Below are 26,237 nucleotides of genomic sequence, written 5' to 3' on the forward strand. Positions count from 1 at the left end.
TGGGAAGGACGAAGATGTTACTTATTTGCAGTAAGTAGCCTTAGCTTTCGTTCAAATCCTTTCACCCCTCGGCGCTGCAGATATTCTGAAATCGTCATAACTTGTCCCGAATACTCACAAGAAATAGTATCGTTATTCATATGGTAACCTCCCCCATTTTTCGACTCTCGTACTTCGCTTTTCTTTCTGCAAAATCAGACTCATTCTCGAAATGATGATCGAGGAAATATTCGGATATCTCGCCCCACTTCATCTGATACATATTTGTCTTTACAATATTGCTCGAAAGTAGCAAGGCTGGTTCTCGATGCTTCCCCTCTTTTAAATGTGCGTCTTTTGCCACTATTTCAAAATTATTAAACTGCTCTGTCATAAGTCTAATCCCCTTTTTAATCTGTTTTTTTCATGGTGAAGTTTATTGATGCCTAGTTCAAACTAGATTTGCTTTTAAATAACAGCTCATTGAATTTAGATAATTGTTCAGAATTTTTATTTTTCGTACAATTCAAATCTCCTAGTTTTGATAAAAAATTCCACAACTAATTAGCCCAATTTCGAAGCGGCGTTGTATGTCGCAGTATTCAGTTATCCAAATTTAGATTTTATTTTCCGACCAATCTTTTAGTAGTCCTCGCATACGTGACGAAGGCAGATATAATTTTATGGATTCTCCGTTACGGATGCGTGATCGATATACCCACTGTAGTAAATCAGCTACCGCTAGTAAGTCTTGATTCACAGATACACCGTTATCTTCGAAAAACGAGCGTTCTATTGGATTCATATAACGATTGAATACGTAAGCAAGTGCCCATCTGTCTTGGTATTCGTTTGTTGCTCTGGCATTACATTGCAAGAATGATTTCCCATACCCTTTCCCAGCTAATCCTTTTCTGACTAATTCGTGTTCACCTTTTACTGTCGTCCACAAAATTTCCGCTACTTTTGCATTCAACTTATTGCGGAAGTAGTTATAAATATTGTTTCGAACTTCTTCCTCTTTCTCAGCGGACATTCTTTTTAAAAAGGTTGCACTAAATGCGTTAGTTGCTCCGCCTATGTCATTCAATTTCCCTTCGTATACATTCATTAATTCGTATAATTCTTTTCGACTTTCCTTTGTCTTATCATATTCGATCAATTCATACTTTCCATCGTGATATTCAACAGCATGATACTCGTATTGAAAACCATATAAGTCGAAATAGTATCGCTGTATTTGTGCATCGAATAAGTAGGTTAGGATGTATACGTCGTCAAATAATCGAAATACTTGCGGAGGAAATGCCCATATTAGGAATCTTCCGCGATGATAGAAGAGGTTACCTGCTCTCGCTAACATCATTACGCTAGAATACGCAGCTTGTGCATCGTAATCCTCACATGTCCATATAACACGATTGTTTTCTACTTCGATATGTCCTAGTCTTATCAAGTCGGTTATGTCACGGTTTGTAACAGGCGCCTTTTCGATCACGTCCATGACTTCATCGAGAATTAACGTATATCCGCTGTCTGTTAACAATTCTATTAATTCATCGTCTGCGGTCTGAAAAAGTGAGTGCGTTGATACGATGTCTTTACCATCTACAATCATTTCTTTCAAACTTCGCATTTTGCTACCGTCCTTATTACTATTGTTCGGCGCATAGAACGTTCGATCTGTATTCTCTAGAATTCGTTCAACTTCCGCAAGATATGGCGTTATATAAATGAATTTCTCTAGCGGATTAGCTTCGTTCATATGTTGAATTGCATACTGCGTTTTTCCCGTTCCCATAAGAGAATCTATTACTTTAACTTTCGTCATACTAATCGCCCTTCCAATCGTGATTCGTATTTACACGTTTTTTTTACTACTACTAATATTGATCTAATATTGGATTAACTATCGAAGTAATATTGAATTAATTAATAACGAAATGCAAAAACGAGCGTAGCGAGTTATTTGCACGAGCTATAGCGAGTGAATCACTTGAACTTTCTAGCGATCACATACGATGTATCAATATATAAGTGATTAAGTTCAAACCCTTTGCTGGTCTGCAAAGATCGCATCCAGCGGCTAATAATAATAAGTTCTTTTAATACGTATTTAATGGCGATTTTTCTAGCACGTTTATTACCCGTTCTTTAAGGGAGAACGCTTGAAACCGTTGGTATCAAAGGGTTTATTTTCGTATTTAGCACCTTTACTTGCTAGAATCGTTTGTAGTAGTTATTTCGCACGATATATTAGCTACATTTTAAACGATTTAATAAGCCTAATATCTGCTACTCGTACTTATACGCCTGTATAGAAAAGCAAGTTTATTCGTATACGCTCGTACTCTAACGAAATCCGGTTTCGATCTCTTTCTTACATATGCGGAAAATCCTTGTGGTCACGCGTTATTCCATTCATTTCGTCCCCCTCCTTTCTTATCTACGACCGGCGTTATTTCCTCGTAGACTTCCCATACATACGTTTATTTTTTTATCCATACTTCGCTACTTCGCTGTAGGAAAATTTCCGTCACACGTACCCCAGATGTTTTAATCGTGTTTTCGTTCGATCGTTTCTCCCTTCACATGTAACTACCCGGCCGACCTCGTTTTGTCACACTTTTTACGAAAATAGTTTAAAGTTTTTTTCGCAGCTTTACGTATGTTACGTAACACGCCAGTCCGAAACATGATATTTGCACGCTGATAACACGATTACAAAGCGTTTAGATAACGCCAAAAAAAGCCTACCCATTGATTGAGTAAACTATTAGTGAGATATCGTACTTCCTAGCGATACACATTCTCTTCTATATGAGTACATCACACGTCGAACATTATCGCAATCCGTTCTCTTTATATACATCCTCTCTAACTCAATCGCTTATGAGACATCTTACAAGTGGTAAAACCGTGTTTCTAAAGGCTGTCCAACTGGTGCAGTTGTATAAAGCTGAGGATAGTAGATAATGTCGGCTATCCCATTCGATTATTCGCCTTCTATGGACAGTTCTGACTTCGCATGATCTACAAACCCAGCCATTACAGTATCTAACGTTTCAATATGTTCTATAAGCGATCTCAGTTCGGAAATGACTCCTTCTTTGTTTACAAATCGGCGTACAAACGCATTTTCATTCTCGAATACAATGCCTAATTTGTGCGACTTATCCAGCGTAAAATTACATAGTGCGGATTGCCTTTCGTTTTCAATAGTTTTAGGCGGATTAAAGTCATTGTCTTGCGATGATAAATTAAATGTATCGTCACCTTTCAATATTTCGGACAAATCAAGTCGCTTAGCGAACGTCTCTAAGTAAGCTTGATATTCGTTCATGTGATCGACTCCCTTTTCTTATGATTTCGGCTCGTTATAATAACGATACGTTCGCCCTTTCCACTATTAACCCGAGATCTATAAAATATACTATCGCTGTAACACGACTAACAAACGTATGGAGAACGAAAAAAGAGCCTGTCCAATGTATGAACAAGCTCGATGAGAACGTATTGATTTCGATGATTCTTGTTTTATCTGCGTTAATCCTCGTATCTCTTTCGGTTGTCGGACTCCCTGGCGTGATAAATCAGGAGATTACGGTTATGTAGCGCCAGAGGAATATTCAGTAAGAAGTAATATATGACGGTATAATGCTTTATAAATTACTATTCTAGGAAGTTCGAATTTGCTCGTCTTACTTTACTAACTTATTTTAATTTCTAAATAACTAACGTTCTCTTTTTTCCTATCATCTACTTTACCTACGCATAGTGTCGAATTTTGAATAACGAATTTTATGGTTTTACTATATACGGTTTGCTAGAATTATTTTACAGGAGAAAGTTACAAGGAAAGGGTGTTGAATAAATGAAGAATAAGAAATTTCTTTATATTTTATTGTTTTTCTCTAGTTTTATTGTTTTGGCTAGTATAGCAAGTGCTAATGAATCTCCAAAAACCATACCTATTGAAAAAGTAGGAGAAGACGGAGAAAGTTACACAAAGTATGTATCTCATGAAGCTGTAAACATTCTTATTTATGACGAGATTAATGTGGTAGTACACGAAATTTTAGGGCTAGAAAACCTTCAAATTAAAGGTAACTCGATTTCCCATGATGAAGGCACACATATTGGTATAAATCCTAGACATATAATTGTACCAGTAACAAATGAATTAAGAGTAGGCGATGAAATCCCCCAAAGTTTAATTGATAACTATGATCCATCAAAGTATATTGTCTATACAGAAGAAGAACTAACTGAAATAGTAAAAACTATGGAAATTAAGTTAGCCGAATACGAAACAAAAATAATAGAATTAGAAAAAACAATTGGTTCTATTGAAGAATTACAAAATAGAGTAGATAATTTAGAAGAAAAACTTCCACAAACTAGAAGACCAACTAACTAAATTAAATAACAAGATTCAAAAAGCCTTTCTTAGCTTAATGTTAAGGTGGCTTTTTTTTTATTTTTTTCTCGTAATCAATTCCTTCCCAATTCGCCGAACCACACTCTTTACGTCACATAATATGACTCTCTGTAAACCGTAGCACCTTCCAGCCATGACCCTTCAAATATGCGTCTTTTTGTCTGTCGTTCGTTTTATCTTTTGGCGCAGTATGATTTGCTTTACCGTCTGTTTCAATCGTCAATAGACTCGCAATACGTTTCTCAATACACAGTTGTCATTCCCTATTAAATAATATTATTTAAACTCTAAAAACTTTCTTTCGATGTATCTCTAAGGCCTTTAGTGATGGTGACAAAGGATGTTGCGCTTAGGAAAGAACCTTAAATTCTGCTTTTGAGCATTGAGTTTAACTTTGACTACGTGACAAAATTTTAACAGTAAATTGTATTCGTCAGAGGAGATGACCTTCATATGGGCGATGTCATTACGAATTGGCTTCGAACTGAGAAGAAAAGTAAGTTCATCGTATTCAAAGTAGTTTCTAAATAGAGGGTGTTTTTCGTAAAGATTGAGGACTTCGCGGAACAACATATCGTCTAGTGGCTTTTTAAATTTGAGATATTCTTCCCACCTCCAACCGTGTTTCCTAAAAAGCGTTGAATGAACGTGATACTTTAACTGCGTTTCAATTTCGTATAACATTCGATATGCCGACGTCATATAATCAACATCTAATTCGTGCATGAGCGTGGCTCCTTGCGAGGTTAGTGTGATAGTACGAGGTAATTCTAAAAAAAATTATAGCCTAGAATAATCTGAAAAGATATACATTTATACATACTTTTACGAAAAATAACTGAATTGTTTAACTTTTCTTTAATACGACGATGATAATTCTGAGGTGAGCATATGGAAACATTCGTCTTGGTGTTTACCGCTTTGTTAGTACTGGCGGTATATGTAACGTATAAAGAAATGAAGACATTCGATCGCACTTCCCTTCCAACTTTCGATAGTGAATGGAGTAAAACCGAGAGTCCCATTCAAAGGCGCTTACTTAAAGCGTTAAGAAATAACGGCTATTCTCCATTAACTGAAGTAACAGTCGGTAAACGTAAATTACGTATAGATATCGCTTTTCCTTTTCAGAAGTTGGCGATTGAAACGGACGGCAAGGCGAACCACACTTCGCCAAAAGATAAAGCGAGAGACCGTCGTAAGGATAAGTATCTACAAGAACACGGTTGGCGAGTGCTACGCTTTACAGGAACTAGAATTCATCGGGATATGAAAGGAATTTTACGAAGGATAGAATCGGAGCTTCAAAAAGAAAGCTAACGTGCTATAATACGATATAATAGAAGACGTAATACTATCGGACTCAAAACGAAACCTTTGGGGGATTCCTCGAAAAATACTTAAGGAACGTTGATTTTGCGGTGATTTATCGGAGATTCTCCGTAGAGAAGTCTTCAAAACTTTATGGGAGGCGCGTGCCGTCTCCGGTGGGTTCGATTCCCACACGGTCCCGCCAATATTCTTCTACATATACCAACTTCTACATACAACCTTCTGCCTTATATATATGGCTGTTGTCTCTATCTCCCACCGAATTACTTCTTCCCACGACAAATCAGAATAAATTTTGTAATATCAATGACTTTCTAACCCTAAAAGGAATATAATATAACAAGGTCCGATTGGTTCTCTTTTGGAACAATCTAGATTCTAAGATAATTTTTGGAGGCTTCTTTAATGAAAATGAAAATGTCCGACTTACCAGGTGTAGGCAAAAAAATGTCTTTCCTTACATCCGAAGAGCAAATGTTAGTGCTAATCTCTCATCACTCAGGTAAAAGAGAATTACATCTATTTGATGATGAAGATGATGATGAGCCTTGTTTTACCGTGAAACTAAACGCCTATGAAACAAAGGAAATTGGCGCCCAACTATTAGGAGCCATGAACCAACACGTTGATGCAGATACAATGAAAACATTCAATAAACACCTTGTTATGGAATGGTCAGAACTGAAAGATCATTCATTCCTGATTGGTAAAACATTAATTGACTCGAGAATAAGAGAAGAAACCGGAGCTTCTGTAATGGCTATTATGCGCGCTGATGATATGATTGTTAGCCCTGATCCTTCCGAAGTATTAAGAGCCGGGGATACTTTGATGGCAGCGGGGAAAAGTGATCAAATCAAAGAATTTGAGCTATACGTAACAAGAAAAGGTAACTGATGAATGGGATAGAGTTGCCGATAGTCCTAACTGCAGGTATTGTCCTATTACTCTTGTTTTGTGTAGGTTTTATTGGCATTAAAATAAAAATCCCCGGGGTTATATTATATATTTTATTAGGGATTGTTATAGGAGGTCTGTTCACGGACAATCACCTCCTGTACATAGCCGGTGAAATAGGCATTATACTCTTGTTTTTCATGTTAGGCATGGAGTTTCCAGTCAAACGATTAATACAAGTAGCCAAAAAAATTGCCCCAGCAGGGTTTCTCGATGTACTTTTAAGTCTAGGTGTCACCACCGCAATTTGTTTGTTGTTCGGGCTGGACTGGATAACTGCATTCTTAATTGGCGGTATAGCATATGCAACAAGCTCCTCTATTACAGCTAAAATGCTCGAGAGTTCCAAACGAATGGCAAACCCTGAATCTGAATACATGTTAGGAATACTTATTTTTGAAGATTTAGTCGCGCCTATTGTTGTTGCTATTCTTGTAGGTTTAACCGCAGGTGACGGAGTAACCGGATTAGATTTTAGTATCATCGTTTTAAAAATTGTTCTCTTAACAGTGTTTGCGGTTCTATTAGGTACGAAAGTATTCTCAAAACTTAATAGATTTTGCGATAAATATGTTACCGAAGATGTGTTTATTTTATTTATAGTCGGGATTGCTCTTTCCTATGGAGGCCTTGCATTATACCTTGATTTATCCGAAGTACTTGGAGCATTTTTAGCGGGTATTATCTTAGCAGAAACAAAACGGACAGAACCGATAGATCAATTATTGTTGCCGATAAGAGATTTATTACTTCCACTATTTTTCTTGTACTTTGGGACCTCCATCGTATTTGGAGAAATCCCAATGCTTCCGCTGTTAATCATTGTATTTGTTTGGTCTATTATTGCAAAAATTATCATCGGGATTGTTGGCGGGAAATGGTTCGGATTATCCAAGAAGGTTTCTTTAAGAGCCGGATTATCCATGACATCACGAGGAGAATTCTCTGTTATCATTGCCAGCTTAGCCACTGCACCGATAGCATTGTTTAGTAGTATTTTTATATTAGCATCAGCTACGGTAGGTATTGTTTTATTCGTGTATGCGCCTAAAATTACGAATAAAATCTATCCTAAAAAGATAAAAGTAAAAGAGACTGCAGCTACTTAAGTTATAAATAAACGTTAGAAAGTGCTTTGAGCACTTTCTAACGTTTATTTTATTCTTCCCTGCTTCTTGAAAACTCTGCTAATCGAACAACTATTTTATCCTCTACTTCTTTTGGAACATCACCAATGAAGTTATTTATAATGATCGAAAAAATTAATTCTTCATCGTCTTTGGTCATAACATATCCAGATAACGAAGTTTTCGAGGTTATAGTACCAGTTTTAGCATGTACCTTTCCCGCTGCCGCTGTTCCTTCCATCCTATTCTCTAGCGTTCCACCTACCATACGATCATCTGCCGCTGCAATAGGAAGCGATTGATAGTAAATATCAAACCATTCTTCCTTTTTCACATGTTGTAAAAGCTGTGTCATCTCTTTCACAGGGATTTTATTTAAATGAGACATCCCTGAACCATCTCGAAGTTGAATGACATCGGTATTTAATCCCGCGTCTAATAAATACTCTTCGATCACTTCTAGTCCAGCGTCCCAACTACCTTCTCCCTTTACTTCCTGTCCCATGGTTTTTGTTAAAACTTCAGCAATTGAATTATTGCTAAGTTTCATAAATGAATCAAACATTTCTTCTAACGTCATTGATTTTCGAACAGCTAATTCCCGAGCATCCTCAGGCGTTTCCCCTAGCCCTGAATTCCCTTTAACCTCAACTCCATGATCTTTTAATGCTTCATGAAATAAAGTTAGTACAAGCTCTGTTGGCTCCCAGATTGCAACCCCATTACGCCAGGTCTCTCCATCTGCTGGTATGATCCCCTTTAGGAAAATATCATTGTTTCCATGTTCTCTACCCCAATCAATATTTCTGCTTTCATCCTCCTTAACGGTCTCCACTTCATTTAAAACTGTAATGTAATCTGTATCAGGGAACACCATTGCTTCCGTTCTATCACCGACATGTCCACCCGGAATAACTTCAACAATCACAGAGCCTGCATTATAATCTTTATCAGGCGATATGGTTAATGCAGAAACTTGTGCAGCAGTTACACTTCGTTGGTTGCACCAAGACATATCCAACGATAAGCGCATATCATCGAAGAACGTGTCGTCAGCAATAAGATCTCCTTGAATAACTTTAATTCCAGATTCAGCTATTTCTTCAGCTAGCTTCTCATAGTCTTTCGGTAACATCGTTGGATCTCCTTTTCCTTTAAGGAAAAGATTGCCCTTGAGCACTTCGCCAATTTGCTTTCCATCTGTGTAAACTCCAGTCGTAAAAGTATAATCTCGTCCAAGAGTGTCCAAAGCTGCAGCACCGGTTAAAAGCTTCTGGCCCGATGCGGGTACCACACTAGTTTTTTCGTGATAAGTAAACAGTACATCTTCTGTTTCAGAGGATTGTACATGAACCGCTGGAAGTGCACTGTCAAGTTCTTCTGATTGAACTATGGCAAACAAATCAATGTTTAGCTGCTGTTCCGCCAATAAATTGGAGTCATCAGCTGTCACCAACATTTGATACACTCCAAAAAGCGTAAACACAACCAATGTAAACGTGAAAACAGATACCTTTTTTTTCGAGAAAATAAAACGTCTCTCCTTTCTAAACCACTGACAATATAAATATACATGCTTATGAATATCTTTTATTATCTAGTTAAACGTGTGTGTTTATGTAAACATTGGGTCTATATGGTATATTCAATATCCATTGTTAGGTTTGCTTTAAAAAGATCTTTTTCATGATTTTAATGTATTTCTCTTTTCAGAGTGGTTTAAATATCGTAAAATAACTAGGAGAGAAGAAAAGAGGTGTGACCCGATGGTCGGAGATTTATATATGTGGTTTATTTTTCTATGGTCTGTTGTTGTTTTTGTCTTAGTTGCAATAGGCGGTTATTTTATGTTTCGAAAATTCCTGAAAAAGTTGCCGAAAGAAGACGGAAAATCAATCCTCGATTGGCAGGGTTATTATATAGACGAAACACTTCATCTATGGACAGATGATAAAAAGAAACTATTAAATGAACTTGTAGAACCCGTACCAGAATTATTTCGGGATATTGCGAAAGGCAAAATCGCCGGAAAAATTGGCGAATATGCTTTAGAAGAAAATGCAGATAAAATGACAGAAGAACTCATCATTAAAGGGTATATCGCAGCTACCCCTAAGAGAGATCATAAGTTTTTAAGAAAAAAACTGAAAGAAAAAAAGATCGATGCAAGTCCCTATGAACCATATTTTAATCAATAAGAAAAACGCAAAGCGTCTTTTATTAAATACAGCGTGATCTTTAAAGCCACCCCGAGTAGCACCTACGTAGTGCGTGTAGGTGCTACTCGAAAGGAGGCGAACTTCCCTTGATGCGTGTGGCGTAAAGATAGCTGTCAACTTATAAATTCTTACCTTGTAAAAAAAAACCAGCATCCTGATAGTGCCGCTATCAAGGTGTTGGGTTTTCTGTTTGAACGTGCCAAGTATTTTGTTTCTTCGAAGATCTTTGATCATCTAGTTGTTGTTTTACTTCCTTGTATTTATAATACATCGCTATTCGCCATGGTAAAATCATACCAAAAGCTAATACGAAAAACATTCCTGCTAAAACTTCAAATTCAAAGTGAATCCCGAAAATTAATTTAAATAAAACACGAATAACTAACAAACCCGTTAAAATAAATGGAAAAAGCTTTGAACGTTTCATAAAAACATCATTTTCACGGATCTCAAAGGCAGAAGTTTTAATCAGTATAACTGAAAATAATACTCCAACTGAAAAAGCTTCGATTATTTCTAATGAAGTAATTTCTCGCACTGGCGGGTACACAAACATTAAGAAACCAGTAGACATTGCAACAGGTGGAATAAGGATTTTTCTCACCGATGCAGGCCGCTTCATTGCTTTCATACGAATAAACATAGCAAAAATAGCCATAAATACAGCTAATATTGAAAAGATGATCCCGTACATGTCGTTTCCTCCTAAAGCCAATCTAACGCCAAACTATTATACCATAGTTATCCGTCAAAATCGCACGCCCTTCTGGAGAGTTGAAATCAGAATAGAAGAATATGTAGGAGATTACTGATTAATCTTTAGGTCCAAAACTATTACTACCATATACTAACGGAAGCATCACAAGCTGGCAGATAAAGGTTCCATCAAGGGAGCGGAAGAGCAGAAAAAATCCCTTCCTGCAGAATTCTTCTAATGAGAGAAAAGAACTTTTTAAACGATCGTTTAAAAATAAAAAAAGTGCTAAGAACCGCAGTTCTTAACACTTTTCTGAAGGGTTTATTAAAGAATACCTAAATAACATCGTACCCTTGTTCTTCAATTTCTTCTTTCATTTTCGCGACTGTCACCGCACCTTCTTCATAATCAACAGTAACGTTATTGTCAGCTAGATTTACATCCGCATTGGAAACACCTTCCAAGTTTTTCAATGCTCCTTCGACAGATGATTTACAATGGTTACATGTCATACCTTTTACAAGAATAACTTCTTTCTTCATCATCAATTCTCTCCTTTATTTTAAAATTTTATTCAACCTTCACTCTTTTCAGGCGAAGGGAATTCGAAACAACAGAAACAGAACTAAACGCCATAGCAGCTCCAGCAACCCATGGTGCCAGCAATCCTAAAGCAGCAATAGGAATTCCAATGGAGTTATAAACAAACGCCCAAAACAGGTTCTGTTTAATATTTCTCATTGTTAAGTGACTTAAGCGAATGGCCTGCGGTATCGAGCGCAAGTCTCCTCGCATCAACGTGATATCCGCTGCTTCCATAGCCACGTCAGTACCAGTACCAATTGCCATACCAATATCTGCCGTTGCAAGTGCTGGGGCATCATTGATCCCGTCCCCTACCATGATCACTTTCTTCCCTTCGTCTTGTAGCTGTTTCACTCTCTCTGCTTTTTGTTCTGGCAAAACTTCGGCAAAGACAGAATCAATCCCAACAGATGCAGCGATAGCTTTAGCCGTTCTTTCATTATCGCCTGTAATCATAATAACTTCGTAGCCCTGGCTTTTCAACTCCGACACTGCTTGTTGCGATGTCTCTTTGACCTGGTCTGCCACTGCGATTGCGCCCATCAACGTCGAATCAACAGCTAGAAGCATAACCGTCTTTCCTTCTTGTTCCAAAGCTGTAATTCTAGCTTCGGTATCCCCAAGAGAAATATTGTTGTCCATCATAAGTTTTCGTGTGCCAACGTATACCTGACTATCAGCTAATTTTCCTGTTAGTCCATAACCTGGGATCGCTACAAAACCCGCAATTGTTGAAAACGGAAGCTGGCTTTCTTTCGCCTTGTTTACGACCGCTAAACCAAGCGGGTGCTCAGAGTAACTTTCAATAGAAGCAGCAATTTGTAGAATTTTATCCTCTGATTCCGTTGAAAACGCTAGTAAGTCCGTCACTTCTGGAGACCCTTTCGTAATTGTTCCAGTCTTATCTAATACAATTGTGTCGGTATGATGGGCCCTTTCTAAATGTTCCCCGCCTTTATAAAGGATTCCATTCTCCGCACCTTTACCAGTACCGACCATGATTGATGTTGGTGTAGCTAAGCCTAGAGCACAAGGACATGCAATAACCAATACTGCGGTAAAGTTTATCAGTGCCACCTGGAACGAAGCACCAGCAAAGAAATACCAGCCGATAAAGGACAGAATTGCAATCAAAAGTGCAGTAGGAACAAAATAGCCAGAAATAATATCGGCCATGCGTTGAATTGGAGCTTTGGAGCCTTGGGCGTCTTCCACTACTTTCACAATTTGAGCAAGCGTTGAATCTTTGCCGACTTTTGTGGCGTGGAAAGTAATAGAGCCTTGTTTATTGATTGTTGCCCCAATAACCTCATCGCCAACAGTTTTATCGGTTGGAATACTTTCACCTGTTAACATCGATTCATCAACAGAGGATTGACCCTCATGAACAATACCATCTACAGGTATTTTCTCACCGGGTCGAACTTTCACTAAGTCTCCCGATTGAACATCCTCTATAGCAATCAGACTTTCTTCCCCGTTTCGAATCACTGTTGCTTTTTTTGCCTGAAGTCCCATTAATGTTTTAATTGCCTCAGACGTACTACCTTTGGCTTTAGCTTCTAGTAACTTCCCTAGTAAAATTAAGGTGATAATGATCGCACTAGTTTCAAAAAACAGATTCACCTCACCCAGCATGACGAGATAAACAGAATAAAAGTAAGCAGCCGAAGTTCCCATTGCGACTAATACGTCCATATTGGCACTGCCACCTCTTAAAGACTTATACGCCCCTTTGTAAAACTGAAGTCCAGCATAGAATTGTACCGGTGTCGCAAGTGCCCATTGTAAGTACCCATTCATCAACCAATGAGGGAGTAACATCGCATTGGAGAAATGGTCGATCATCGTAATAAATAAAGGAATCGAGAAAACCAATGCGAATAAAAACAAAAATTGTTGTTTTTTCACTAGTTTATCTTTCTTATTTTTTTTACCATCCTCATTTTCACGATGGCGTTTGGCACTGTAACCAACTTTCTCGATTCGTTTTATGATAGTTTCTTCATCAATGAGCCCGGGAGTGTATCTCACTTTCCCTCTTTCCATTGTAAGGTTCACGGTTGCCTCTTTTACACCATCTAATTTACCAATTACTTTTTCAATTCGAGCTGAGCAGGCTGCACATGTCATCCCTTCGATAGAAAGATCCAAACTTTCATCTTCTACGTGATAGCCTAGTTTTTCAATTTTTTCAACAGCTTGCTGAGGAGAGAATAATGCTTCATCGAACTCTAACGTCGCTTTTTCCATCGTTAAATTAACAGTAGCGTTTACCCCTTCTTGTTTATTTAAGACTTTTTCAATTCGAGAAGAACAAGCCGCACATGTCATTCCTTGAATAGGTAATTGTATTTTTTTCGTCATATTCATTCCCTCTCCTATCTCATTACGACTTAGAAAACTGTTGAATAACTTTCATCAATTCATCAATCGATTCTTCGCCATCACCAAGTTGGATCGCATTTGTCACACATCCTCTAGTATGATCCTCTAGTAATTTATATCCTACTTTTTTCAAGGCAGCATTTATAGCAGAAACTTGAACAAGAATATCTACACAATAACGGTCCTCGTCTATCATTTTTTGAATCCCTCGTACTTGCCCTTCCACTCGTTTCAACCTTTGCAGCAATTGTTTCTTTTCAGCTTCTGATCGCATATTTACTGGTTCTTTGTCCGACGTGAGTGGAATCGTTAATCTATCATCCAAAGCGAGCACCTCTATTCGTGTTATTTCTATACATATACCATACCCCCGGTGAGTATTAATGTCAATAATTACGAATCGTTTTTAAGTAGGGGTATCATCACCCTATATTTTATATAGAGTTTTCAATAAATATACTAAAAAATAATAAAAGATTACAGTATATAAACTGTAATCTAAGTGGGGGTATATAATAATCGATTTATCTTCTACTAAGCACTCTAATTCATCTAGTTTACCATAAAATAATTATGTAACCATAAGATGATTCACTTCTTCTTCCACTGTATCCATAATCTCTTCTTCTGATAAATCATGAAGTAAAAGCTCTCGTTTTACAAAATCAGATTCATTTGTTGCACGTTTATGGCCATACTTTTTATCGTAATACTCCGTGAGCAAAAGTTTAGAAAGTTGTTTAAAATCTTCTTGCTTTAATAGTTCATCCATTTCTTTCTGAAATACTGTTGGTAAACCTTTTCTAATAATTGCGCTCGCATGTTTAAACTCTTCTACATACTCATGAGGTTGATAATCTTCTAACAATCGATCAACTCTTCTATCAAGGCCATCATGAATTTCAATGTAATGACCATTTTCTTTTGTTTCCATAATAAAATCAGGTAATACGATACGACCGATTCGTTTACTTTCAGCTTCTAGTATCATGGTTTTACCTGGAGAAATTTTTGAGAGTTCCTTCGCCAGTAAAAATTCAAACTGCTTTTGACTACGAAACGTTTTTCCTATTTGTCCAAACACAGACCCACGATGATTAGCTAAACCCTCTAAATCAATGACTGGATACCCTCTTTGTTTTAGTTCCTCAAGCCACTTTGTTTTCCCGGTACCAGTGTTCCCTTCTAGGACAATCGTTTTCCAATTCATCTGGGATAAGCTCTCTAATCGCTCCTGTACATGCTTTCTAATCGATCGAACTCCTCCTTCCAACTGGAGAACAGGAATGTCCATCGCATGCATGACAGAAACAAATGATGCACTTCTCATTCCTCCACGCGCGCATGCAACCACAGCCGTTTTCGGCGCATATTTTTCATTAAACTTCATCCATTTAGCATAAAACTCCGGTAATTTCTTCGAGTAAATATTAACGCCTATTTCTTTTGCTTTCTCAGGACTTTCCTGCTTATAAAGAGTGCCGATTTGGGCTCGTTCATCATTAGTAAAAAGCGGGACATTTATACTTCCGGGTTCATGAAACTCTTCAAACTCTGCGGGTGATCGAACGTCAATTAAATAATGCGGATGTTCTAACAGCTCACGATACTGGATAGATGGTAATATACGTTCAGACATACTTTATCTCACCTTTTTCTATAGTAATTTGACCTTTTCATGTTGCTTCCCTACATATGAAAAAACACCCCATCACGGAGTGTCCATTCTTATTTTTGATTCTGCATTGCTTTCATCATTTGATTAATCTTCTTCTGTGAAATATAGGACTTTTAACCTATAAACTTTATCCTAACGTTGATTCAATAGGGTTGTCCTAATCCAAAAAAACCACTTTTCCGTTGAGGAAAGTTTACCATAATGGATATGAGTTGTCTACTAAAGCATTAGGATAATGTATGATTGTTGGTTAATCCGTCACATATTAGTGCAAAATATCAGAACTTGGGTTGGACTAATTATTCTTCTCCGTTCAATTTCCACATTAAGTTCAGAGGCTATCTCATTACCACTCAAGAAGGTGAAAGACAGTAGACTACCTTTAGGTACTATCTCTGTTATGTTTTGATTCGGATTATTAGTAAAAGAGTATACAACAATTCTTTTCTCTTCAACACCACCAAGGGCTAATGTTACTTTTACTTTAGACAAAGGTACTTCTTCTACTAGCTGAGACCTTAATTGTTCAGAGACCACTACAGCCAATAGAAAGTGGGATCGGTTGGTATATAAGGGCTCATCCATCCAATACCCCTACATGCCTGAAGAAGGCATGCTCGAGGAATGGGAGCTGAAAATCCATCAGTCCTCTCACGCACGTTATTTCGAGGACTTCTTAAAATATGTAGAATACAATCGATCGATGGTGGAAATCATTCGAGCTAAAGTTGTCGAAACAGCTCAACAATATATCGCCGAAGCTTATGAAGAAGACAGTGAAGAGCGGGCACAGGAAAAAGAATCAATCGAAGCATGGTCTAATACACCTGAACGCCAGCTACAGGAAAAATGGACAACAGAGCAGGTCGTAGAGGCTTCTTCCCCGATCATTGATCACCAGCCGGAGGTCGAGTTAAAGCAGAAGTTGGATCATATGGAAGTAAAGGCTCTCTTATCTGATTTCAGTGAGAACCTGCACATCGCTAAGGTAAACGGGAAATATGTGATATTGATTGAAGGAGAAGCATTTTCTTTTGATAAAAGTGCCTCGCTAGTGGAGTTTTTTCCTACAAAACCTTCAGCCCCAAAGCTACCCATAAACTAAATTATTTTTTTATTTTCTCGACGGATATTCTTAATTCTCCGATACATTGTTTTATCATTTAATTTATAGAAACTCTTTATACCGGGACATAAATTCCCCTCGATAATCCATACGTGACCCTCTCTATCTATCCCAACATCCAAACCCATGATTGTTTGTTTTTTCCAATAGGAAGCAAGTTCTTTTGTTGCAATCAATACGACTCGTTCTATTTCCTTCATTATTTCTTTTCTATTCCTTGCTATATCATCATTTGCTTTTCTTAAAGCAGAAGTTACTGGAAGGATTATTCCCCCACCTGATCTATCGTTGGTTACCATAAAACCTTTTCCAGCCACCTTTGATACCATCCCTGTTACATGCCACTCACTCGACTCCTTTCGCTTTTGTACAATCACTCGGATGTCAAAGGGTTTGTTTTCATAGGTTGCAAGGTCAATGTATCGTTGAACAATATACGTTCGTTGAAGAATATGTTTTCGTTTGCTAATAAACTTTTCAATATAAGCTAGCGTTTCTTTCTCACTGGTGTAAATATTTTTTTTATTTTTTAAATGAATTTCATATCGGGATTGACCTAAACGAGAGACCTTTAAAATATTCCTTCCTCTTCTTCCTATTACTGGCTTCAAGACGACTTTATTGCATTTTCTTAAATAGCTCCACAGTATTTCAGGTGTGAATTTAGCCGTTTCCGGTAAATGGGGTTGTACCTTTGTATTTTTAATCATAATCTTGTGCTTTTTCCATTTGCTTCCTCCAGTGTATCTCAAAGTTCTTCCTCCTTATTCATATAATAGTTCCAATCCCTCATATAACTTTGTCTTGCTTTAAAAGCCTTAAGGTACAGTCTGAATCTTACAGCACCCATTGTTTTAATAATATATGTAAAGAGAGAAGAGGTGGTGTAATGAAGGTAACCACATATTACAAATTTAACGAAAATATAGATAAAGAAAACAGCGAGGAACGAGTTCAAGAAGAAGAGTCGATCGATGCCCCTCCCTGAGGGTGTGGGGTTATGAATCGATGTAGGAGGATGAGGGGTGTCAAATGTATTCTAAATCTCTCTATATTCCTCTGAAATTTAGCCTTTTCCCAATCGTAAGTGCTGTTTTTTAATGATAATTGTTTACAATGCGGCTTAAAAATTTTATAATCAATCTATGGACAAGCTACTTAAGTGTAGGACATGGCTATTTAAACATAGCTATTGCTCAATGAAGTCGTTAAATGTTTAACATCTTTATTCTAAGTTAATCATAAAATAAAAAATGAGCCGAGATGTTGGTAGCATCTCGACTCTCACAAATGTCATTCGGCAAGATAGCGGCCAGTCGGCATTGTAAATAAGTTAAACTTTTGCTTTTGGACGCAGGGTGGGTTACTTTTTCGCCAAATTTATTAACAAAACTACAAAAGTAAGTAATGCAATAAGAAAAATTCCAGCAGTAAAAAGTAATTGTAACTCCATATCCATCACCTCCGAAATACCGAAGGATTTACCGCCCCCCTGCTCACAACATTTGATATATCCTTATATTACCATCTTGAAACGAATCGGTCTATTTAAGTTTAAAATTCATCATTATTCGGAAATCCCCCCCCACACAAAAAACCAATGAACACTGCGCTATAAAATGTTTATTTCGAACTTCAATAACCCATTTGCGTTACAGAAGAAACAGCAGTAAATAAGTTAATAGAGTCTTGATTGTTTTGTTATCGATATGAATAATAAATGTAAATTTCAAACTCTTTCACTCCCTTCTTATTGACGGTTTGGCAATAAATTTAACCCCCCTTTTTTTCGATTCCCGTATAATATAGGAGAGACCAGGTAAATTTTAAATTTAACCGTAATAATTATGAATAGTTGTAAAAGAGAGCAAAATACCCTCCACGACCAGTGCAGTTATAATTAATACTAATGGAGTTTTAAGAGTGCCGCAGAGTCCGTTGGGGAGGTTTTAATTAAGTTTTAATTGTACACAAGTCATCAACATCATAAAACTTCACCAACGGACTCTTAGAGTGCTATAAATTTATTTGAGAGTTGAACAATCATATTTTAAATTTATAACCACAAACGGAGAGAGTGCCCAGTTATATACACCCCAATTTTGTGGTTGTATATCATGGAATGCCCATCTATACACACTCTGTGTTTGATGGGTACTTTACGTTGCTTTGCAATAGCTCTTCGAGATCAATTTAAGTTCTAAAGACACCAAAGAAACCCTTTAATAGCAACGCATTTTTTAAAAAAAGTCTATCAATTTTAATGATACAAAATGAAGGCTTAGTATCATCGTTAAAAAGGAGGGATTAAGGTGGCTAATAAACCGTCAAGAAAATCAATAAAAATGATGTATCAAATGTTTTACGATAAATCATTGCCCAGGTGATTAGCTAAGAAGAAGAAAGAGGATAAGAAAAAAGATTAACATAACGTTTCTTATGGTTGATTTGTATATGTACCAACGACAAAAAGAGTATCAGTTGAATTGATACCCTAAAAAGACTGTTTTGTTCTCCTGGTAAGGACATTTTGAAGGGCTACGAAAAACTTTACCCTTAGATAATAGATTAGTCTATATACTCCCAAAAATCCCTTATAAAAAAATTAATCTATAATTCTATATATATCTTATAGTGGTAAATGGTTTCTTCATATGTTTTCGGGGGGGGGGGTTCTTGATATAAGGTGAGGATTTCACGGTACAGTATTATCTCTAATGGTTTTTTCAGGGATATAAATTCTTCCCATCTCCATCCGTGTCTATTAAATTAGGTTGAATGAACATTGCCACCCCCATTAAGTGGGTGGTTTATTTCTCATATTCATTAACGGGCTACTTGAATTGGTTTTTTTAGACAATTGCTCATCGCTTATGGAACTTAAATATCTTTGCGTGATACTAACATCTGAATGCCCTAACAAGCGACTCAGTGAGTATAAATCGATGTTACTCCCTGTGAGCGATTGTACCGCAAAAAAGTGTCTAAAGCAGTGTGCCGAGCATCGCTTTCCTTCTATCCCTAGCCTGCTTCCTTAACAATGTCAAATAAACCAACATTTGACAATTATGTTCCTTTATAGGAAAGAAAATAATGAGAAGTTGTATCTTTGTCTTTAAAATATTCCTTCTTTGCTCGTTCATACTTAATCAGTGTTCGTTTCAATATTGGACTAATATAAGCCAATCGTTCCTTGTTTCCTTTTCCGTACACTAGAATATCTGTATCTCGAACGTTTTCGGATTGTAACCATCGTATTTCAGACGATCGGAGTCCACAATCGCTTAGTAACATGATGATTGTTTTGTTTCTAACCTCTATATATCCGTTGTACGTAAAAGCGTTTACCATCCCTTCTACGTCTTCTGCTGTGAAAGGATTCAAGACAACTTTCGGTACTTTAGGTAAGTCCACTCTTTTCGCCACATTTGTCTTTAGATATTCTTCTCTTTCACACCAACTAAAGAATGCCTTAATTATTTTAAACATAGATACGATACTTTGAGGTTGCAGTTGCAATGCCTGTTCCTGCTTATACCTCATATATGACCTTAAAACACCTATAGTAACCTCTTCCAATTCTACAATCTGCTTCTGTTCTGTTAAGAATTTTAAAAACTTGTTGTACTCTGACCATTTATTAAGCATGGTCTTCTTTGTGTACCCTCTCATCTTACACACGTAATAATACTCTTCCAACACATCTACTAATAACAATAAAAAAAACCACCTTTCTCGGATTAATCTTTCAACGAGAAAAGAGGTTTTTTGGTTTTAGTATTCAGAAGTAGAACCGATAAAATAAACTGCAGAGGAAAGATTCATAAGAGAGACAACGTTTAGATGAAAGATTAATCACCAAATTTTCTTCCAAATCGCTGTAACCCTTGCGGCACACCCCATCACGGAGTGTCCATTCTTATTTTTGATTCTGCATTGCTTTCATCATTTGATTAATCTTCTTCTGTGATGGGTTTTGCCCCATTTGCATCATCATCACTCGAAGCATTTTTTCGTTAATTGGCGGATTTTTCTTCATGTAATTCATCATGTACTGTCTAGCAAGAAAGAATCCTAGTGCGACCCCTGCTAACAGAGCGATGACACCGATTAAAATATTTACCCACATCGGCGTTGACCCTCCTTCATTCTTTCAAGTTATTGTTTCGACCTTTTTCTCTCTCAACCCTGTTTATTATACATGAACAGTTATGATTTTGAAAGGGAATTCCCTAAAACAAGTCAACACTTTTTAATATTCTATCGCCATATCTAGTGGTCGTATTGGTTTTAACCAGCCATACCTTTTAGATTGGACGCTGATTGCTAAGAAATAGGGTCTAAAATTACGTAGCACTTCAAAAAACATTGTCTCTGCGTCCAAACTTCCATCTGCGTATAAAATAATTTTATTTTTGGATAAGATTAATCTTGCGTAACTTTTATACTTATCAAGCTGTAAAATATGCTTTTCAAAGGAATAGTGGTAGTCATCTTCTTTACCTAATGCTTCAAAAAGAAATGTATCTAATTCATCAATGTGATAGTCATTTTTTATATAATTTATTTGTAAGTCAGTAATTGTCTTTAATATCCCTTTGGCATAATAGTTTTCAACAAATAGATGAAAAAGTTTTTTTTCCATACCGTTGTACATATATGCTACCTCTTCATTTACTAAAATGATATCATACCTTCTCATAGACATTCTCCTCCTAAAGCTTGTACCTACCTTAATTATAGAAGAACTACCCTAAAGGATTTGTCAGAATGTGTTAGGAAAGCTGACTAATTTTGTCATATAAAAAAGATGTCTCAAAAGGTCATAACAGACCTTTTGAAACATCCCATTCTAACAATTATTTTTCTAGTAACTGCTTGAATTTCAAAACAACATTTTCTGATGTAAAGCCATACTCCTGTAAAATTTTATCTCCAGGCGCTGAAGCTCCAAAACCATCAATTGCCAATATAGAACCATGATCTCCCGTGTAACGATCCCAGCCCATAGATACTGCCATTTCAATTCCTAAACGATTTTTAAGATTTGAAGGAAGTACAGACTCTTTATATTCTAGTGTTTGTTCTTCAAAACGATCCCAGCTTGGCATACTAACTACGGAAACGTGAATTCCTTCTTTTTCTAACGCGTGTTGTGCTTCAACCGCTAGAGAAACCTCTGAACCGGTTGCCAGTAGTAAACCGTCTGTCTTACCATTCGATTCAGAAACAACATAGGCACCTTTTTTCACGCCTTCATATGCTTTCTCTTTCGTCGAAGCAAGTGTAGGTAAACCTTGACGAGTAAGCACTAAAGCTGTTGGTTGGTCAGAACTTTCCAATGCAATTCTCCATGCTGCAGCAGTTTCATTACCATCAGCCGGACGAATAACAGAAATACCCGGAATAGCTCTAATAGCAGCTAACTGCTCAACAGGCTCATGAGTAGGACCGTCTTCCCCTACTGCAACACTGTCATGCGTAAACACAAACGTTGTAGGGATTTTCATTAGTGAAGACAATCTTAACGCTGGACGTAAGTAATCCGAGAAAACAAAGAATGTTGCGCAATAAGGCTTTAAACCACCGTGCAATGCAATACCGTTTGCTGCAGCGGCCATCGCAAACTCACGAACACCGAACCAAATATTTCGACCGGAGTAGTTATCACGAGAAAAAGCATCTTCTCCGTTCATCATTGTTTTTGTAGAAGAAGCTAAATCTGCTGAACCACCAAACAAACTCGGTACAGAGTTTGCCAAAGCGTTAATTACTTCTCCACTGTGCGCACGGGTAGCTGCCTTGTCTCCTTCTTCATATACAGGAATATCTTTATCCCATCCTTCAGGTAACTCGCCTTTAATAGCAGTAGCTAGTTGGTTAGCGAGCTCAGGATGAGCTTTTTTGTATTCTTCAAATTGCTCATTCCAAGCGTCTTCTTTCTTTTGACCTTCTTCTTCGAGCTTCTTGTAGTGCTCTCTCACTTCATTTGGAACATGGAAATCTTCTTCAAAAGTCCATTTATACGATTCCTTTGCTAATTTGACTTCATCTTTCCCAAGTGGTGCACCATGAGATGCTGATTTACCACTTTTGTTCGGAGAGCCAAAACCAATCATTGTTTTTACTTCGATTAATGTAGGACGCTCATCTGACTTAGCGCTTTCAATTGCCGCACTAATTGCTTTAAGGTCGTTACCATCTTCAACACGAATTACTTGCCATCCGTATGCTTTATATCGGTCTTCGACACTTTCAGAGAAAGATTCATGTAAATCACCATCTAAGGAAATATCATTTGAATCATACATAACGATAAGTTTTCCTAATTTCAGGTGACCTGCTAATGAAGACGCTTCAGCAGAAACACCCTCCATTAAATCTCCATCTCCGCAAATGCTGTATGTATAATGGTCAACAACATTAAACTGGTCTTTATTATAAGTTGCAGCTAAGTGCTTTTCAGCCATAGCAAAACCAACTGACATAGCAAAACCTTGACCTAAAGGACCTGTTGTAGCTTCTACTCCTGGAGTATGTCCAAATTCGGGATGCCCTGGAGTTTTACTTCCCCACTGTCTGAATCCTTTTAAATCATCTATAGAAACGTCATAGCCATGGAGATGGAGTAAGCTATATAGAAGCATAGATCCGTGACCCGCAGATAAAATAAAACGATCACGATTAAACCAATCTGGATTTTTTGGATTATGATTCATGTACTTACTGAACAATTCATAAGCCATTGGTGCCGCACCCATAGGCATTCCCGGGTGACCTGAATTCGCTTTTTCAATACTGTCAATTGATAGTGTTCGGATCGTGCTAATAGATAAATTCTCGATGCTTGTAGCCATTCTTGATCAGCCTCTTTTCATAAAAATTTTATCAAATATACTTTTATCATATACTTTATAGAGAGGTTAGACAACCATATTTAGCATGTTAGTTAAAAATATAACACATTTACAAAAAACTAATTTCATTTAAAACATCTGATAATGAATACATTCTGTAATTTACAGAGTGTATTGCGGCTATGATATATATTAGCCTAATTCTATTAAGAACAGAGTGGAACTCGAGTCCGATAAATGCGCATGCTTTCCTTCCTCGGTTTTTCGATTAAAATAACAATAATACTTATAGGTGAAGAATATTCAAATAAAAAAAGTAATCAGTTTCCCAAATAACAATAATGGAAAATGGATTACTTTATATAAACAAATCAAAAGATATTTCAAGAGAAATTAGTGTAAAGAATCATTCTCTTTTTCCTTTTTTAATTTAGCGGGTGTTACATCCGTACCCTCTTCGTCAACAACTTTCACCGATTTTAATTGGTTTTTAAATGACTTGCGAACATTTTTCAAATATTCATTCCTTAATTCTTTTTGCTCTTTTTGTTCTTTTAATGATAATCCTTCACTTTTTGCTTTCCTTGCTAAAATGTTTATTCTATCAAGTTTTTCTTTATGAATCATCTGAATCCCTCCGTTTGTTGATAGGCATATTTCATTTTAAAGCAATGAAATAAAGGATTCAAGTTTACTGCCTAATCGATGGACAAGCTTTTCATATGTTCCTGATATCTTCGATGTGCCGTTGCTTTTGAAATCGAATATCCCATCCCTCTTAGCATTAGGGCCAGTTCATGAAAAGTCATTCCACTCTCTCTTAATCTCAAGATCTCTTTGAGTGGAACCTCTTTTCTCTTTCTTCCTCCACCACGGGTTGCACCCAATAGATTCATAGACGGATCAAAGCCATTACTAACAGCTCGCTTCATCCCTCTTTTTATTTTAACATTTTGAAGTTTACGCTGATACTCCTCCACAATAGCGACGATATCCAACACCATTGAGTCGGTCTCAGATAATGCTAATTCACCATTGTCTTTTAGAGAATATATCTTTACATTCATTTTATTCAACTGGTGAATGAGAGCCATTTTAGCATTCCCACGACCAAGTCTTGTGTCGTCTTGAATAAGTAATATATTAGCCTCTTGTTTTTTAAATCGTTCGAGCATGATAAATATTCCGTCTCTCTCTATTTCATAGCCACTTGCTTTTTCTTCTATTATATCAATAACCTGGATGTTTTCGGCTTCTGCAATTTTCACTAGTTCTTCTTTTTGTCGGATAAGAGATGTTTGTTGTGTTTCTTTGTCAGTACTCACTCTCGTATATATTATTCCTCTCACTCTTGAGCAACTCCTGTCAGCTGAGTTGGAACGTCTAATCGTTGACCCGGAAAGATACTCTCATTATCCAAATCATTTTTTGATTTCATCCATGAAATAGTCTGTTCAATTGTCATATCATGGTCATCTGAAATTGAACTGGCAATCGCCCATAGAGACTCTCCATCTTCAACGGTCCATTCTGTTGACACCTGATACTTTTCTTCAACTGGTGTATGATTATCTGAAAAATAAGTCCATGAGTATAATACACAGGATAAAAGAAGTATAAAAACAGATCCGTCTATGTACTTTCGTAAAGATTTATATGTTTGCATTGCTCATCACCTCATAGTAAGAATGTTTGTTCCCTTTTACTATAACTAGAACATTTGTTCGTGTCAAGCGCATAAGTAGAACGAGTGTTTGCGAAACTAATGTTCTCATGGTATAATGTTCCTGTAAATGTTTCTTAATACTAGATTGCTATGATATACAACTATTAAATAGAACAAAATACATATAACGAGGTGTGAAATATGACAAAGCTCTCTTCTAGACAGCAAGCTATTTTTGATTTTATTAGATCAGAAGTTAAAGATCGTGGATATCCCCCTTCGGTGAGAGAAATCGGAGAAGCAGTGGGCTTAGCATCTAGTTCAACTGTGCATGGTCATCTATCAAGACTAGAGAAAAAAGGCTACATCCGCCGTGATCCAACTAAACCGCGCGCTATTGAAGTTTTGGGATTACATGATGATTCCTCTCAAGTAAATCACACGGCATCCATACAAATTCCTGTAATTGGTAAGGTTACTGCAGGACAACCGATCACTGCGATTGAAAATGTGGAAGAATACTTACCATTGCCAGCAAGCTTCGTTCAGGATGAACAGTCCTTTATTCTTGAAATATCTGGGGATTCTATGATAGAGGCTGGTATATTTGATGGCGATTATGTCGTAGTTAGACAACAAAGTCATGCAAATAATGGAGAAATCGTGGTCGCTATGACAGAAGATGATGAAGCGACTGTGAAACGATTCTTTAAAGAAGACAATTACTTTCGACTCCAACCTGAAAATTCTACATTAGACCCAATCATTTTAGATAATGTTACTATTCTTGGCAAGGTCATCGGCGTTTTCAGAACACTTCAATAGAATACAGGGAGAAGAGATCAGGTGAAACTACTTGGTCTTTTTTATCGTTTTGCGAGAGTAGACTTCTCTTCAATCGTGTGAAGGGGAAAACCCAACGATAAGGGGAAGATGACTGTCGGTTAGGCGTTAGCCTAAGTTTTTTGGTATCTGATATGATCAATCATAGTTAAGTACAATACTGATATCATTGTGAAATTAGATAGTAATAATCATTCAGTGTTCTTGATGTATTATCACCTTATATTGGTAGTCAAATACCGAAGAAAAGTAATAACTTCCGAAACTTAGGCGTATTCGTTTTGCCAAATCAAGACAAGTCGAGAATGAAAAGGAAAACATCTTTTCAACTCTCCTTTCATT

30 protein-coding genes and 1 pseudogene are annotated in these 26,237 nt (G+C 37.0%); 9 read left to right on the plus strand and 22 right to left on the minus strand.

Annotated features, from left to right (window positions below):
• Positions 1–17: 17 nt before the first annotated feature.
• The 4 genes from CEF18_RS26835 to CEF18_RS09300 form a co-directional block, all read right to left on the minus strand.
• Positions 18–140, minus strand: a complete 123-nt coding sequence (locus CEF18_RS26835; RefSeq protein ID WP_259457886.1) for a hypothetical protein — start codon at positions 138–140, stop codon at positions 18–20.
• Positions 137–373 (minus strand): hypothetical protein, encoded by a 237-nt coding sequence (locus CEF18_RS09290; RefSeq protein ID WP_110936209.1) that lies wholly within the window; start codon positions 371–373, stop codon positions 137–139. Before CEF18_RS09290 ends, CEF18_RS26835 begins: the two co-directional genes overlap by 4 nt.
• Positions 374–595: 222 nt before the next feature.
• The gene (locus CEF18_RS09295) at positions 596–1,810 is read right to left on the minus strand and encodes a hypothetical protein (RefSeq protein WP_110936210.1); all 1,215 of its coding nucleotides are present in this window, start codon (positions 1,808–1,810) and stop codon (positions 596–598) included.
• A gap of 1,164 nt (positions 1,811–2,974) precedes the next feature.
• Positions 2,975–3,322, minus strand: a complete 348-nt coding sequence (locus CEF18_RS09300; protein ID WP_110936211.1) for a hypothetical protein — start codon at positions 3,320–3,322, stop codon at positions 2,975–2,977.
• A gap of 149 nt (positions 3,323–3,471) precedes the next feature.
• Here CEF18_RS09300 and CEF18_RS26840 point away from each other — a divergent pair, with 149 nt between their 5' ends.
• Together CEF18_RS26840 and CEF18_RS09305 are read left to right on the plus strand one after the other, a co-directional pair.
• Entirely contained in the window at positions 3,472–3,594 is a 123-nt protein-coding gene (locus tag CEF18_RS26840; RefSeq protein WP_259457885.1) for a hypothetical protein, read from the plus strand.
• A 259-nt stretch (positions 3,595–3,853) separates the two neighbouring features.
• On the plus strand, positions 3,854–4,399 hold the full coding sequence (locus tag CEF18_RS09305; protein WP_110936212.1) for a hypothetical protein: 546 nt from the start codon (positions 3,854–3,856) through the stop codon (positions 4,397–4,399).
• A 112-nt stretch (positions 4,400–4,511) separates the two neighbouring features.
• On the opposite strand, the gene CEF18_RS27145 is transcribed toward CEF18_RS09305, so the two are convergent.
• Complete coding sequence (locus CEF18_RS27145; RefSeq protein WP_183040922.1) at positions 4,512–4,643, minus strand: DUF559 domain-containing protein; 132 nt, start codon at positions 4,641–4,643, stop codon at positions 4,512–4,514.
• Positions 4,644–5,311: 668 nt separating this feature from the next.
• Here CEF18_RS27145 and CEF18_RS09320 point away from each other — a divergent pair.
• The 3 genes from CEF18_RS09320 (at position 5,312) to CEF18_RS09330 (ending at position 7,818) form a co-directional block, all read left to right on the plus strand.
• Positions 5,312–5,740 (plus strand): endonuclease domain-containing protein, encoded by a 429-nt coding sequence (locus CEF18_RS09320; RefSeq protein WP_110936215.1) that lies wholly within the window; start codon positions 5,312–5,314, stop codon positions 5,738–5,740.
• 417 nt (positions 5,741–6,157) lie between these two features.
• On the plus strand, positions 6,158–6,649 hold the full coding sequence (locus tag CEF18_RS09325; protein ID WP_220693802.1) for a cation:proton antiporter regulatory subunit: 492 nt from the start codon (positions 6,158–6,160) through the stop codon (positions 6,647–6,649).
• The gene (locus CEF18_RS09330; RefSeq protein WP_223292280.1) at positions 6,649–7,818 is read left to right on the plus strand and encodes a cation:proton antiporter; all 1,170 of its coding nucleotides are present in this window, start codon (positions 6,649–6,651) and stop codon (positions 7,816–7,818) included. The genes CEF18_RS09325 and CEF18_RS09330 overlap by 1 nt, the downstream gene beginning before the upstream one ends.
• Before the next feature lie 49 nt (positions 7,819–7,867).
• On the opposite strand, the gene dacB is transcribed toward CEF18_RS09330, so the two are convergent.
• Positions 7,868–9,295, minus strand: a complete 1,428-nt coding sequence (gene dacB, locus CEF18_RS09335) for a D-alanyl-D-alanine carboxypeptidase/D-alanyl-D-alanine endopeptidase (protein ID WP_110936216.1) — start codon at positions 9,293–9,295, stop codon at positions 7,868–7,870.
• Between the two features lie 307 nt (positions 9,296–9,602).
• Between dacB and CEF18_RS09340 the strand changes: the two genes are divergently transcribed.
• Positions 9,603–10,034, plus strand: a complete 432-nt coding sequence (locus CEF18_RS09340; protein WP_110936217.1) for a DUF2621 domain-containing protein — start codon at positions 9,603–9,605, stop codon at positions 10,032–10,034.
• A 190-nt stretch (positions 10,035–10,224) separates the two neighbouring features.
• Here the strand turns inward: CEF18_RS09340 and CEF18_RS09345 are convergent, their stop codons facing one another.
• From CEF18_RS09345 to CEF18_RS09370, 6 genes are all read right to left on the minus strand, one after another.
• Positions 10,225–10,749, minus strand: coding sequence for a CcdC family protein (locus CEF18_RS09345; protein ID WP_110936218.1), 525 nt, complete (start codon positions 10,747–10,749; stop codon positions 10,225–10,227).
• A 338-nt stretch (positions 10,750–11,087) separates the two neighbouring features.
• Positions 11,088–11,297 (minus strand): copper chaperone CopZ, encoded by a 210-nt coding sequence (gene copZ, locus CEF18_RS09350; RefSeq protein ID WP_407690389.1) that lies wholly within the window; start codon positions 11,295–11,297, stop codon positions 11,088–11,090.
• 25 nt (positions 11,298–11,322) lie between these two features.
• The gene (locus tag CEF18_RS09355; RefSeq protein ID WP_110936219.1) at positions 11,323–13,710 is read right to left on the minus strand and encodes a heavy metal translocating P-type ATPase; all 2,388 of its coding nucleotides are present in this window, start codon (positions 13,708–13,710) and stop codon (positions 11,323–11,325) included.
• Between the two features lie 16 nt (positions 13,711–13,726).
• Positions 13,727–13,999: a metal-sensing transcriptional repressor gene (locus CEF18_RS09360; RefSeq protein WP_110937645.1), complete on the minus strand. Its 273-nt coding sequence runs from the start codon at positions 13,997–13,999 to the stop codon at positions 13,727–13,729.
• Positions 14,000–14,296: 297 nt separating this feature from the next.
• Positions 14,297–15,364, minus strand: coding sequence for a tRNA 2-selenouridine(34) synthase MnmH (gene mnmH / locus CEF18_RS09365; RefSeq protein WP_110936220.1), 1,068 nt, complete (start codon positions 15,362–15,364; stop codon positions 14,297–14,299).
• A gap of 297 nt (positions 15,365–15,661) precedes the next feature.
• Positions 15,662–15,988, minus strand: coding sequence for a hypothetical protein (locus CEF18_RS09370; RefSeq protein ID WP_110936221.1), 327 nt, complete (start codon positions 15,986–15,988; stop codon positions 15,662–15,664).
• A gap of 28 nt (positions 15,989–16,016) precedes the next feature.
• On the opposite strand from CEF18_RS09370, the gene CEF18_RS09375 reads away from it, so the two are divergent.
• Positions 16,017–16,508, plus strand: coding sequence for a DUF3898 domain-containing protein (locus tag CEF18_RS09375; protein ID WP_263053810.1), 492 nt, complete (start codon positions 16,017–16,019; stop codon positions 16,506–16,508).
• On the opposite strand, the gene CEF18_RS09380 is transcribed toward CEF18_RS09375, so the two are convergent.
• The 10 genes from CEF18_RS09380 to yneA all read right to left on the minus strand — a co-directional run bounded on the left by CEF18_RS09380 (position 16,505) and on the right by yneA (position 25,052).
• Complete coding sequence (locus tag CEF18_RS09380; RefSeq protein WP_110936222.1) at positions 16,505–17,281, minus strand: YheC/YheD family protein; 777 nt, start codon at positions 17,279–17,281, stop codon at positions 16,505–16,507. The genes CEF18_RS09375 and CEF18_RS09380 overlap by 4 nt on opposite strands.
• A 611-nt stretch (positions 17,282–17,892) precedes the next feature.
• Positions 17,893–17,988, minus strand: coding sequence for a putative holin-like toxin (locus tag CEF18_RS27150; protein ID WP_407690390.1), 96 nt, complete (start codon positions 17,986–17,988; stop codon positions 17,893–17,895).
• A 1,338-nt stretch (positions 17,989–19,326) separates the two neighbouring features.
• Positions 19,327–19,548, minus strand: coding sequence for a tyrosine-type recombinase/integrase (locus CEF18_RS26420; RefSeq protein ID WP_223292366.1), 222 nt, complete (start codon positions 19,546–19,548; stop codon positions 19,327–19,329).
• A gap of 47 nt (positions 19,549–19,595) precedes the next feature.
• A complete protein-coding gene (locus CEF18_RS09390) occupies positions 19,596–20,246 on the minus strand; it encodes a tyrosine-type recombinase/integrase (protein WP_223292282.1) in 651 nt (216 codons plus the stop codon).
• Positions 20,247–20,448: 202 nt separating this feature from the next.
• On the minus strand, positions 20,449–20,658 hold the full coding sequence (locus tag CEF18_RS09395; RefSeq protein ID WP_110936224.1) for a YneF family protein: 210 nt from the start codon (positions 20,656–20,658) through the stop codon (positions 20,449–20,451).
• A 123-nt stretch (positions 20,659–20,781) separates the two neighbouring features.
• Positions 20,782–21,231, minus strand: coding sequence for a sporulation inhibitor of replication protein SirA (gene sirA, locus CEF18_RS09400; protein WP_183040921.1), 450 nt, complete (start codon positions 21,229–21,231; stop codon positions 20,782–20,784).
• A gap of 157 nt (positions 21,232–21,388) precedes the next feature.
• Positions 21,389–23,386: a transketolase gene (gene tkt, locus CEF18_RS09405; protein WP_110936226.1), complete on the minus strand. Its 1,998-nt coding sequence runs from the start codon at positions 23,384–23,386 to the stop codon at positions 21,389–21,391.
• Positions 23,387–23,779: 393 nt separating this feature from the next.
• The gene (locus CEF18_RS09410) at positions 23,780–24,013 is read right to left on the minus strand and encodes a DUF896 domain-containing protein (RefSeq protein WP_110936227.1); all 234 of its coding nucleotides are present in this window, start codon (positions 24,011–24,013) and stop codon (positions 23,780–23,782) included.
• A 71-nt stretch (positions 24,014–24,084) separates the two neighbouring features.
• Positions 24,085–24,735, minus strand: coding sequence for a YneB family resolvase-like protein (locus tag CEF18_RS09415; protein ID WP_110936228.1), 651 nt, complete (start codon positions 24,733–24,735; stop codon positions 24,085–24,087).
• Positions 24,732–25,052 (minus strand): cell division suppressor protein YneA, encoded by a 321-nt coding sequence (yneA, locus tag CEF18_RS09420; protein WP_110936229.1) that lies wholly within the window; start codon positions 25,050–25,052, stop codon positions 24,732–24,734. Before yneA ends, CEF18_RS09415 begins: the two co-directional genes overlap by 4 nt.
• Before the next feature lie 201 nt (positions 25,053–25,253).
• Between yneA and lexA the strand changes: the two genes are divergently transcribed.
• On the plus strand, positions 25,254–25,877 hold the full coding sequence (gene lexA, locus CEF18_RS09425) for a transcriptional repressor LexA (protein ID WP_110936230.1): 624 nt from the start codon (positions 25,254–25,256) through the stop codon (positions 25,875–25,877).
• Positions 25,878–26,066: 189 nt separating this feature from the next.
• Positions 26,067–26,159: pseudogene (locus tag CEF18_RS09430) on the plus strand (transposase); the annotation flags it as partial.
• Positions 26,160–26,237: the final 78 nt, after the last annotated feature.

It is taken from the genome of Salipaludibacillus neizhouensis, from assembly GCF_002886185.1.
Taxonomy (GTDB): domain Bacteria; phylum Bacillota; class Bacilli; order Bacillales; family Salisediminibacteriaceae; genus Salipaludibacillus; species Salipaludibacillus neizhouensis.

Excerpts from the sequence above, each read along its gene's own strand:
- CEF18_RS26835 (WP_259457886.1), bottom strand. The coding sequence starts at position 140 with ATGAATAACGATACTATTTCTTGTGAGTATTCGGGACAAGTTATGACG.
- CEF18_RS09290 (WP_110936209.1), bottom strand. The coding sequence starts at position 373 with ATGACAGAGCAGTTTAATAATTTTGAAATAGTGGCAAAAGACGCACAT.
- CEF18_RS09295 (WP_110936210.1), bottom strand. The coding sequence starts at position 1,810 with ATGACGAAAGTTAAAGTAATAGATTCTCTTATGGGAACGGGAAAAACG.
- CEF18_RS09300 (WP_110936211.1), bottom strand. The coding sequence starts at position 3,322 with ATGAACGAATATCAAGCTTACTTAGAGACGTTCGCTAAGCGACTTGAT.
- CEF18_RS26840 (WP_259457885.1), top strand. The coding sequence starts at position 3,472 with ATGAACAAGCTCGATGAGAACGTATTGATTTCGATGATTCTTGTTTTA.
- CEF18_RS09305 (WP_110936212.1), top strand. The coding sequence starts at position 3,854 with ATGAAGAATAAGAAATTTCTTTATATTTTATTGTTTTTCTCTAGTTTT.
- CEF18_RS09320 (WP_110936215.1), top strand. The coding sequence starts at position 5,312 with ATGGAAACATTCGTCTTGGTGTTTACCGCTTTGTTAGTACTGGCGGTA.
- CEF18_RS09325 (WP_220693802.1), top strand. The coding sequence starts at position 6,158 with ATGAAAATGAAAATGTCCGACTTACCAGGTGTAGGCAAAAAAATGTCT.
- CEF18_RS09330 (WP_223292280.1), top strand. The coding sequence starts at position 6,649 with ATGAATGGGATAGAGTTGCCGATAGTCCTAACTGCAGGTATTGTCCTA.
- dacB (WP_110936216.1), bottom strand. The coding sequence starts at position 9,295 with ATGTTGGTGACAGCTGATGACTCCAATTTATTGGCGGAACAGCAGCTA.
- CEF18_RS09340 (WP_110936217.1), top strand. The coding sequence starts at position 9,603 with ATGGTCGGAGATTTATATATGTGGTTTATTTTTCTATGGTCTGTTGTT.
- CEF18_RS09345 (WP_110936218.1), bottom strand. The coding sequence starts at position 10,749 with ATGTACGGGATCATCTTTTCAATATTAGCTGTATTTATGGCTATTTTT.
- copZ (WP_407690389.1), bottom strand. The coding sequence starts at position 11,297 with ATGATGAAGAAAGAAGTTATTCTTGTAAAAGGTATGACATGTAACCAT.
- CEF18_RS09355 (WP_110936219.1), bottom strand. The coding sequence starts at position 13,710 with ATGAATATGACGAAAAAAATACAATTACCTATTCAAGGAATGACATGT.
- CEF18_RS09360 (WP_110937645.1), bottom strand. The coding sequence starts at position 13,999 with ATGCGATCAGAAGCTGAAAAGAAACAATTGCTGCAAAGGTTGAAACGA.
- mnmH (WP_110936220.1), bottom strand. The coding sequence starts at position 15,364 with ATGTCTGAACGTATATTACCATCTATCCAGTATCGTGAGCTGTTAGAA.
- CEF18_RS09370 (WP_110936221.1), bottom strand. The coding sequence starts at position 15,988 with ATGGATGAGCCCTTATATACCAACCGATCCCACTTTCTATTGGCTGTA.
- CEF18_RS09375 (WP_263053810.1), top strand. The coding sequence starts at position 16,017 with ATGCTCGAGGAATGGGAGCTGAAAATCCATCAGTCCTCTCACGCACGT.
- CEF18_RS27150 (WP_407690390.1), bottom strand. The coding sequence starts at position 17,988 with ATGGATATGGAGTTACAATTACTTTTTACTGCTGGAATTTTTCTTATT.
- CEF18_RS09395 (WP_110936224.1), bottom strand. The coding sequence starts at position 20,658 with ATGTGGGTAAATATTTTAATCGGTGTCATCGCTCTGTTAGCAGGGGTC.
- sirA (WP_183040921.1), bottom strand. The coding sequence starts at position 21,231 with ATGAGAAGGTATGATATCATTTTAGTAAATGAAGAGGTAGCATATATG.
- tkt (WP_110936226.1), bottom strand. The coding sequence starts at position 23,386 with ATGGCTACAAGCATCGAGAATTTATCTATTAGCACGATCCGAACACTA.
- CEF18_RS09410 (WP_110936227.1), bottom strand. The coding sequence starts at position 24,013 with ATGATTCATAAAGAAAAACTTGATAGAATAAACATTTTAGCAAGGAAA.
- yneA (WP_110936229.1), bottom strand. The coding sequence starts at position 25,052 with ATGCAAACATATAAATCTTTACGAAAGTACATAGACGGATCTGTTTTT.
- lexA (WP_110936230.1), top strand. The coding sequence starts at position 25,254 with ATGACAAAGCTCTCTTCTAGACAGCAAGCTATTTTTGATTTTATTAGA.